Annotated in this window: 10 protein-coding genes and 1 pseudogene; 4 read left to right on the forward strand and 7 right to left on the reverse strand. The window is 44.9% G+C overall.

What is annotated here, in order from left to right; genetic code table 11:
• The 3 genes and pseudogenes from BLV54_RS13785 to BLV54_RS17020 all read right to left on the reverse strand — a co-directional run.
• Window positions 1-251, reverse strand: a 251-nt coding sequence (locus BLV54_RS13785) for an IS630 transposase-related protein (RefSeq protein WP_143032527.1), incomplete at its 3' end; no start/stop codon positions are given.
• Between the two features lie 299 nt (window positions 252-550).
• Window positions 551-1,123 carry an FGGY family carbohydrate kinase gene (locus BLV54_RS17015; RefSeq protein WP_256329518.1) on the reverse strand — a complete coding sequence of 191 codons (573 nt, stop codon included), beginning with the start codon at window positions 1,121-1,123 and terminating at the stop codon, window positions 551-553.
• Window positions 1,117-1,887, reverse strand: a pseudogene (locus BLV54_RS17020) (FGGY family carbohydrate kinase). Before BLV54_RS17020 ends, BLV54_RS17015 begins: the two are co-directional and overlap by 7 nt.
• 19 nt (window positions 1,888-1,906) lie before the next feature.
• Between BLV54_RS17020 and BLV54_RS15770 the strand changes: the two are divergent.
• The gene (locus BLV54_RS15770; RefSeq protein ID WP_143032528.1) at window positions 1,907-2,125 is read left to right on the forward strand and encodes a hypothetical protein; all 219 of its coding nucleotides are present in this window, start codon (window positions 1,907-1,909) and stop codon (window positions 2,123-2,125) included.
• Between the two features lie 271 nt (window positions 2,126-2,396).
• On the forward strand, window positions 2,397-2,585 hold the full coding sequence (locus tag BLV54_RS15775) for a phosphatase PAP2 family protein (RefSeq protein ID WP_143032529.1): 189 nt from the start codon (window positions 2,397-2,399) through the stop codon (window positions 2,583-2,585).
• Window positions 2,586-2,695: 110 nt separating this feature from the next.
• Here BLV54_RS15775 and BLV54_RS13800 read toward each other — a convergent pair whose 3' ends face one another.
• The gene (locus tag BLV54_RS13800) at window positions 2,696-3,856 is read right to left on the reverse strand and encodes a L,D-transpeptidase family protein (protein WP_218132412.1); all 1,161 of its coding nucleotides are present in this window, start codon (window positions 3,854-3,856) and stop codon (window positions 2,696-2,698) included.
• 555 nt (window positions 3,857-4,411) lie between these two features.
• Between BLV54_RS13800 and BLV54_RS13805 the strand changes: the two genes are divergently transcribed.
• Window positions 4,412-4,858 carry a transposase gene (locus BLV54_RS13805; protein WP_218132413.1) on the forward strand — a complete coding sequence of 149 codons (447 nt, stop codon included), beginning with the start codon at window positions 4,412-4,414 and terminating at the stop codon, window positions 4,856-4,858.
• 104 nt (window positions 4,859-4,962) lie between these two features.
• Here BLV54_RS13805 and BLV54_RS13810 read toward each other — a convergent pair whose 3' ends face one another.
• From BLV54_RS13810 to BLV54_RS13820, 3 genes are all read right to left on the reverse strand, one after another.
• Window positions 4,963-6,081, reverse strand: a complete 1,119-nt coding sequence (locus BLV54_RS13810) for a tellurite resistance/C4-dicarboxylate transporter family protein (protein ID WP_090572200.1) — start codon at window positions 6,079-6,081, stop codon at window positions 4,963-4,965.
• Window positions 6,082-6,132: 51 nt separating this feature from the next.
• A complete protein-coding gene (locus BLV54_RS13815; RefSeq protein WP_090572201.1) occupies window positions 6,133-6,312 on the reverse strand; it encodes a hypothetical protein in 180 nt (59 codons plus the stop codon).
• Window positions 6,313-6,843: 531 nt separating this feature from the next.
• Window positions 6,844-7,524 (reverse strand): hypothetical protein, encoded by a 681-nt coding sequence (locus tag BLV54_RS13820; protein ID WP_176969784.1) that lies wholly within the window; start codon window positions 7,522-7,524, stop codon window positions 6,844-6,846.
• A 457-nt stretch (window positions 7,525-7,981) separates the two neighbouring features.
• Between BLV54_RS13820 and BLV54_RS13825 the strand changes: the two genes are divergently transcribed.
• Window positions 7,982-8,629, forward strand: coding sequence for a uracil-DNA glycosylase family protein (locus BLV54_RS13825; protein WP_256329519.1), 648 nt, complete (start codon window positions 7,982-7,984; stop codon window positions 8,627-8,629).
• The last annotated feature ends 129 nt before the right edge of the window (window positions 8,630-8,758 follow it).

The following is an 8,758-nucleotide window of genomic DNA, read 5'->3' on the forward strand; positions in this document are numbered from 1 at the left end:
TTCTGCGCCACGCCCAAACGTTTTGCTCGCTCGTACTGACAGGCATCGGGATAATCGAGAATATCCTGCCGCAATACATCAAGATCAATCTTGCGTTTGCGAAACCCTTGAGGTTTGCGATCAGCATGCTTGATCCAGCGAACAACGCTTGCTATACCCACATCAAACCGCGCTGCCACCTCGGCTATCGTAAGTCCTTCTTTCTCTCGAACAGATAAGACTTTACGGCGAAAATCCAATGAATATGCCATCCTTGCATTATAATCAAAATTATCTGGTTATGCTATACTTATCGCCATTTTAGTTATTTATTTGACTAGCGGGTAAGTTGTGCAGGAGTCTTTCCAAAGGCAACACTACAGCCTACGCTGCTGTAATTCTTCTATAATAGAAATGGAATAATGAGTGGTTGCTTTGTGAAGCGATGGGTTGCGTCACAATGTTAATCCATTCTCCACGGATTAGACGCCCTTACTACCTTACTCCAATCGAACATCCGCTGCGCTGCTTCATCGCGCGAAATCATCGGCTCGAAGACGCGATCGATCTGCTAATGTTCGGCGATCTCTTTGGTGCTATTCCACACACCCGCAGTCAATCCCGCGAGATACGCAGCACCGAGTGCGGTGGTTTCGATAATATGTGGACGCACGACAGGTATGCCGAGTAAATCGGCTTGATGCTGCATCAGTAAATTATTCGCAGCCGCACCGCCATCAACGCGCAATTCTTTGATCGGTGTGGCGGCATCCTTTTGCATCGCGAGTAATAATTCGGCAGATTGATAACCAATGGCTTCGAGTGCAGCGCGCGATATGCGCGCGCGTGGGTCCCAATGCGGCGAACCAAAGCCAGTGAGTGCGGGTACGAAATACACACCACCACTATCGGGCACCGACGTTGCGAGTGCTTCGATTTCCGCCGAACTTTTGATAACGCCGAGACCATCGCGCAACCATTGTACGACAGCACCACAAATAAATACACTGCCTTCGAGCGCAAATACTGGCTGCGTATCGAGTTGCGCCGCACTTGTCGTGAGCAAACCATGCTGCGATTCGCAAGCGCGCTCACCCGTTTGCATAAGCATGAAGCAACCCGTGCTGTAGGTATTTTTCACCATGCCAGGCGCATGACACGCCTGCCCAAACAATGCAGCTTGTTGATCGCCGCGATGCCGCCGATCAAAATCAGGGCACCAAATAAATCGGGTGCGGTGTAACCGTAATCCGCACTCGAAGCAAAAATCTGTGGCAATACCTGCGCGGGAACATCAAGCATATCGAGCAATTCATCGTCCCAGCGATTACGATGAATATCGAACAGCAGTGTGCGCGATGCATTTGTCACATCAGTTGCGTGCATTTTACCGCGCGTCAAATTCTACAGCAGCCACGTATCGACCGTACCGAAAGCAAGCTCGCCATTTTCAGCGCGCTTGCATGCATCCTGATAATGGTCGAGCAGCCATGTGAGCTTGGTTCCCGAAAAGTACGGATCGAGCAACAAACCCGTACGCCCGCGAAATAATTGCTCATGCCGTGATTTTAATTGCGTACAGAGATCCGCCGTGCGATGATCCTGCTAGACGATGGCATTGCCGATCGGCTCGCCAGTGTGCCGATCCCACAACAATGTAGTCTCACGCTGATTTGTGATGCCAATTGCCGCGACATCGCGCGCAGTGATATTCGCTTTGACGAGCGCCTGCCGTGCCACTGCGAGCTGGCTCTGCCAAATATCATGCAGATCGTGCTCGACCCAGCCCGGCTGCGGATATAGTCGCCGATATTCCTGCTGCGCGATACCATGAATACGCGCATCACTATCGAACACGATCGCGCGCGAACTCGTAGTACCCTGATCCATGGCCAGTACATAGCGCATAGCGTGACTCTCTTTTTATATGAACTTTTGTTTATTTAAGTACGAATTTGTCGATCATCAGTTGCGGCTTAGTCGCGCGCTCATCGTTGGGCAAAATACAACTAAGCTCGCCAAGTTCACCGATTTTTTTCCACTTGCGTGGCACTCATTACAAACTGACGGCAAAAATAGTCAGGCTGCCATCGATATCGATTTTCAGATGCAGAAAGTTTTTCCAATTCTGAATTTTGAGCGATGAAAACGCTTCGTTCGCATGATGCTTGAAACCATTAAGCGAAATCAACAAATACAGGCCCATGATATCAGCCACCGAAAAATACCGATACACCAGCAATTAACATTTGCAGCGTAGAACAAATGCGTGCCCCAGACATTCTATTGTGAATTTGCTAGTTAGCAAACCAAGGCGAAACAACGCGAGCAAGTGACTGGAACCATGTAAAGTACCAGCAATGTAGCGATAGCGCTTCGAGTACGTATTGGTCCTTTCGTTTGCCTCCGCCGAGTTCATGCGCAAACGTTACGGCTGGAAGTATGGTATGCCGGTTTATGCGGTTGCATTGTTCGTAGCCTATAGCCGGGTCGAGCCCGAACAGCATCATGCGCACGACGTTGTGGCCGGTGCAGCTATTGGCAATTTTGAGCAGTTACCTTTTCACTACCCCATACAAAGGCTGGCAGGTGGTAATAGAGGATAATGCCAAATATCACGGCATCAGACTAACTCGTATTTGGTAAAACACGAGAGGTAACAACAATGCCACCTAGAAAAAACTGACTATAGATAAACTTAATCCTTTGTTCTGGGCTACGGTTCCTTATCCGCCATCTCCAGTACTTCAGCCGCGGTAAGTTGTCTGCTCTTGTCACCATCCCAAGTCGCATTAAGCGGCAGGATATTCTGCACGCGCCCGGTGCGATCGAGATAGGTCTGTAAAGTCATATTCGGCTGCGTAATCGGGATGGCTATGGCGCGTGGATTCTGGATAACTTCCTTGAGCAGGGCCGGGTTGATCTTGGTCTGGCGTCGCAAAGCAAGCTTTGCCTTCGGAGTTGAGCGTGTGACATTCAACAATTTCTTGATGAACAGTTTGTTATTATCTCGTTTGTCATCTTCCAAGATAGGATAGGTTTGCAAATACAGCTCATGGCTGCGCCAGCCCAGCAGGCGAGGCTGATTTACTACGCACACCGGTGTGCCAACCGGTACTTCATTGTAAATACGCACGATGTCTTCTGGATACATGCGCAGACAACCGTGACTACCACGCAGCCCGATACTCGGCGGTTTGTCGGTACCATGTATAGCGTATTTCGGCCAGGCTAGTCTCAGCACGTGGGTACCCATCGGGTTGTCCGGCCCAGGCGGTACGATAGCGGGCAGTAAATCACCGTTTTCCGCGTGTTCTTTACGAATAGAGGGGGTCGGTATCCAAGCGGGATTTTCTACTTTGGAGGAAATTTTAGTCACCCCTTCCGGCGTTCTCCATCCCACGCGTCCAATGCCAAGCGGATGGGTGATAACTTTCTGTGGCTCACCGTCTTTGGTCTTCGGAAAATAAAATAGCCGCATTGCCGCGAGATTGATAACGATGCCTTTGCGTGGTGCATCCGGTAGCACAAACTGGGTGGGAATCACGATTTCAGTGCCTTCTCCCGGTAACCAGGGATCGACACCTGGGTTGGCGCTCACTATCTCTTCGTAGCCAAGGTTGAACCGCCGGGCAATATCGGAGAGCGTGTCTTCCTTGTTGGTGGTGATGACCTGCAGCATGCCGACCACGTCCTCACGCGCGGAGTCGAAACTGAACTCATGACTGGCTACCGGAACAGGCAACGGCTTAGCCACTGGAATGGGTGACTCCAATGGTCTGGTCATAAATGGTTGACAGCCGCCGAGAAAGAAAAAGATGCTGAGCAGGCCACCCATCAAAGCGGAACGCAACATTGACGAAAGTATTCTACTCATTTGCTGTTCTATTCATCTGCAAATCAAAAAAGTTAGATTACATGAGTTCATCCCAGGTTTTCCATGAGGAAGATTTTTTAATGAAAGCTATTACAATAACTTGTTAAAAATAAGGATAATTTAGCGAATTAACGTATTCTGATATACAGGCATAATTCATGCCACAACATATACTCATTATTAATCAATTAGTTACATAACATTTGATAAGTAAAATATGGGAAAAATGTCGCCACTAATCAATTTGTTTCTATGCATGATATATGTATGATACATAACACTATGTTTATTAAAGAATTATTTTGTCGTTATTTAGCGACGCATTTTAATATATGATATATAACATCATGTTTTTAAAATACTTTTTTTGTTGCTAATTAGAAACGTAATAGAGACTATGCATTCATTCAGTTGCTTTTGCAGTTCATGCTTTCAATCTGACAGTGATTTTAGTAATAGTGCGTTCCTGGACAATTTAGATCAACGTAGCATGCATTATCTAATTGCCTTGCGTCTCAACCAGCCATTGCAAAGAGCATTGGCAGAAGAGACGTAGTGGGTATTCGACAAAAGATTGATAAGCAACCTGATGTCAAGGGTAAGACATTGTCTATATTTGCAGATGATCCAGTTTTTGCTCAATACCACTACAGCGCGCTAGCCACAGATATGGATTTACCTGCAACAGAACTTTGGCGTTTGTATCGTAGCCGTACTGACAGTGAAAACCGTATCAAAGAACTGAAATATGATTTTGGTGGGGAAAGCTTTAATCTCAGAGATTTCTGGACGACTGAAGCTGCTTTAATGACAGAAATACTGACTTACAATTTGATGAGCCTGTTTCGCCAAGCGGTACTAAGAAGTGATGCGGTTTCAGGCAGGCCTGATGTTCAACATACCCTCAAAATCCTGCACTATAAGCTCTTTGCCAAAGCTGGCTACATCATTCATGAGGGCCGGGAAAAGATCATTACTGGCCGTGGCCATACAACAACGTGAATGGATCGATGGTTTTAGAATCAATCTAAAACGTTTGATCTTCCCGTTAAATTTAACTCAATATTCACACCTTAATTGGTTCTAATGGAAAATCCGGGTTCATCTCAACGTGGAGAAATGGTCACGATGTTAATTACAGAGCAAACAGTGCGTAGCATACCTATCAATGTCAGCGACCAGATTAGCAATGCAAACCAGCCCCAATATTGGGAAATAATCGCCAGTGAGCCAAAGCTTGTCACTTCCGCCAGAGAAAGTGTGCTGGCCGCATACATCCCCATGGGAAAGACTCTGCTCCAGGAAGGCGGATCGTAGGCATGAAATTGTCTACCAAACGCCAGTCCAGCCCATGGAAAAGTTTTTATCCATAGCGGTGCTGAAGCTGCGATACCCACACGAGTGAATTTTAGGATATCCATGACCAAAAGATAAGGAATCCACATTGTTCCAATAATCCATGCAAAAACAGTCATCCACAAAACAGCCAGCCAAATATCTTGCCATGCTGACAGAATTGGCATGCGCATAGCCAACTCGGCACCCGCCAGAGTGATGATTGCCGTTGCTCCCATGCAGATCCAGTAAGGGGCATCCCATTCGTTAAGTTCAAATCGCTGGAAAAACAGTCGATAAATTAACAACGTCACGATCATCAAATACAGGATAAAAGCCAACGCCCAGAAACTCCCTGCCATAAAATAAGCATACTCCGCATGTATACCCGTTGCCTCCAGAAGGCGGACACCCAACATGGATACCGATACTGTGCTAACGACAATCAGTAAGGTTGCGCCATTTACGATTTTGTACATGGGTTTCCCCCGCATAGAAACAAAATCAAGGAGAATGAAATAGATGCATACGACCCAGCCAATCAGGGCAATAAGCCATAATAACATGGCCAATTCCGCCGCTTGATGAAAGGTGATAAGCTGCATGCCGATGGTATTGGTGCCAACCACAAACGTCAGAAAAAGCACTGCACGCCGCAGAGTCCTGAGGTCCGCCATTAAATCTGGCAGGAAAAACACTATCCGTACAGTCAGAATGGTGCACAAAATCAGATAAAAAATCAGATTCAGTGTAAACAGCGCCCTGGCGATGCTGGGGAAAGCCATCGCTTCAAAAGCAATCGACACGATGCCGGTAGCCATCACCATGGCAAAATAGGCCGGGTGAAAATTCCTTATGCCGTCACCAATGATGCAACTACGCTGTTTCATGAGTGCGTAAATCAACTATTGCCCGCTCGAACAGTAGCAAGACCAGAAATCTTACTGACTCGATTGCTTGCTTTTCTCTTTAGTAATCGGGTTTTGTAAAGTATAACCCTTCTCTTTCATTTTATATCCTCCGTAGGCACCCGCACCTGCTGCAACCAAAGTCCAGCAACCCGATAGCAACGGCGGTATTAGCAGGAAAGTAACCACACTCAATATCTGTCTTTTCTTCATTATAAATTTGAAATTCTTGATAAAAGTCAGTTTAGCTTTTAAAACTTAAAAAGCTACCCGTAAACTTATTCTATTTCTAAATCAAACATGACGCGAAGGCGAGCCGCAGACAGTATAATAATACGACAAGGTGAAGCCGACAAAATCAGGTTTGATTTAGAAATAGAATTACCTATATTCTTGCAATGTACTCTTACTTTTTAGAGTATCTTACCTACTCTAAAAAAGCGAGTTTTTCAATTATTGAACCTAGATTCCTCAGTTAGAGGTGGGATGGAGTGTGTAATTTTGCGAGTGCAGGGCAAGGCGCAACACGAAGTATTGGCAAGAATTACTGGATAGGGGCAATATTTTTCTGTACTTTTTATTTTGGATTAGTCTCGTTATTCTCAAGATAATTGGATTGAATGATCATACTTGGAGAACAACTAATGGTTTTGACGATTTAACTTTCTTATTTCTGCGTGTATCAAAAGTAAAATCTTTGTGGCAAGTTGATTTTCCACCAGTCATTAGTTGTCCGTCCCTAAATTAACTCATTACCACCACATCATCAAGACTAATTTGACCTTCATGCACACCAGTCAATGTGATTGAAACATTCGACCCGAAATTAACAATCAAATTATCACCTTGAAAATGCAGATCGGTGACAAAGCTCATCAATTGCTCTTTTGATTGCAAACCAAGTCCGGTATCAAATACTAATCTATCACCTTGGTCATGATGAAAATCTTCAACCTCCAAATGATCTGGTTCGCGGAAAACAAAATCATCAGCACCTCCTCCACCACGGACATGCTCTCCTCCGGTTACAGCAATTAAATCATCATCATCAGTAGGATCAAATCTTAATTGATCGTGAATTTTAAATGGAACTTGTGCGCCAGGATCTACGATTTGCTGCTCAGCAATACGAACAAAAATTCCATCACCGTTATCATCAACAAATGTCGTGACTTCACGCCCAAATGGCTTGATCTCAGTAAAAATTACTTGATTGTCTCGTACTTCAAAAATATCATCAGCATCAATATTTTTAGGTTCTAATTGGCCATCTTTAAATTCAAATACTTGGACTACCTTATTATTCTCAATCACAAATTTAAATGCTTTGTGATTGTTGCTTCCATTGGGATTATCATCAGATGTATCGTCGCGTAACCCGCCTTTATCATCGTTAAGATCGTGATTTAATCCGTCATCTATCATGATATTCTCCTTTCAATATTCTTCGATTAATTTAGAATCAACTGCCATACAAACTGATCTATTTATATTTAATCTTGCTAAACCCTATTTGCTACTTGAATCTGATCTCTAAATTCACCATTTGGGAATGGAGAAATTTCATTAATGAAATGATAATTAATACCTCCTATTAGTATGGACATTCTGTCTTTTTATTTGTTCCGCATTTATTTCACAAATGATTGCACCTGGAATTTGCTAGAATTGAAATTAATAACCCGTGTTCTCTGGTGAATTCGATGAAGTTAAAGAAGCAAAAAATGTAACCCCTCTCTTATGGGGTGTGGGTTATATAGTCTGTGCAAGATTCTGTGCCAATTGGCGCTTTGTGTACTCGTTTTAGAATTAGTTTTAATCCACTACTGGCTAGTAATATGCCAAATTCACAGTTTGCCCGCTGAAAAGAAAATTTTTCGAAATGACTAACCAATCTTCTGGCTGGTCATTAAAACAGGAGTATATAAATTACACTGATTACATGACTTCCCTCGCATTGCTGATCAATGATGTGCGTGCCTGCACATTTTGCGCCGAGCAGTTGCCACTCAGCCCGCGTCCGGTCTTCCAAATACATGAATCAGCCCGTATTCTGCTGGCAGGGCAAGCGCCAGGTAAGAAGGTCCATGAAACCGGTATCCCGTTCAATGATCCAAGCGGTGACAGATTGCGTGCTTGGTTGGGTATTTCGCACGAGATATTTTATGATGCTAGGCAGATAGCCATCCTGCCTATGGGTTTCTGCTTTCCTGGAACAGGCAAATCAGGCGATTTGCCTCCGCGGCCCGAATGTGCTCTGAGGTGGCGAGCAGCATTGCTGTCACACTTGAAGAATCTCAAACTCACACTGGTATTAGGACAATACGCACAAGCCTATCACCTTCCGAACGCAGGTACATCGCTAACCGAGACCGTTCGAGCATGGCGGAAGAACTGGCCTTATATTGTTCCCCTGCCTCATCCGAGTCCACGCAACAATCTGTGGTTTAAGCGCAATCCGTGGTTCGAGCAGGAACTCATTCCTGTTCTTCAAGCCCGGGTAGCAGAGGTACTCAAACGTGACGGTTAACCCTTTCATTAAGAAAACCGCCTCCGGCTTCGTTATATAGCTGATCCCATATAAAATGATTTAAAGTGCATAAGCGGTAAAGAGCTGCTCGATGGAGCATCCTTCCTTTTTTCTGATTGTTTTGGCCTG

Origin of the sequence: Nitrosomonas sp. Nm33, assembly GCF_900107265.1 — a bacterium.
GTDB lineage: Bacteria > Pseudomonadota > Gammaproteobacteria > Burkholderiales > Nitrosomonadaceae > Nitrosomonas.